Annotated in this window: 1 protein-coding gene; it reads right to left on the reverse strand. The window is 49.5% G+C overall.

Annotated elements, in window-relative coordinates; genetic code table 11:
- On the reverse strand, positions 1-315 hold a 315-nt coding region (locus ACG59Z_RS18765; RefSeq protein ID WP_400200723.1), incomplete at both ends, for an Ig-like domain-containing protein.

The following is a 315-nucleotide window of genomic DNA, read 5'->3' on the forward strand; positions in this document are numbered from 1 at the left end:
GACCATCTGCCAATACTGGAAGTGTATTGTCTGCAAGTGTCCAGGTACCGTTGCCATTATTGACCGCTGGATACTCCACACCATTTACAGTCACCACAACAGTCGCTGTTGGATCGTTCACTGTACCTGTTAATTCAGGTGTACTGTCATTGGTGGTTACATCACTTAACGCAACTGTCGGTGCTGTCGTATCGATAGTCACCACTGCACCTGTTGTACCCACATTACCTGCAGGGTCGGTCGCTGTCACAGTTACTGTATGTGGACCATCGGTCAACACTGGAAGCGTATTGTCTGCAAGCGTCCAGGTGCCAT

The sequence above is a fragment of the Acinetobacter sp. ABJ_C1_1 genome (assembly GCF_044684115.1).
GTDB classification, from domain to species: Bacteria; Pseudomonadota; Gammaproteobacteria; order Pseudomonadales; family Moraxellaceae; genus Acinetobacter; species Acinetobacter nosocomialis_A.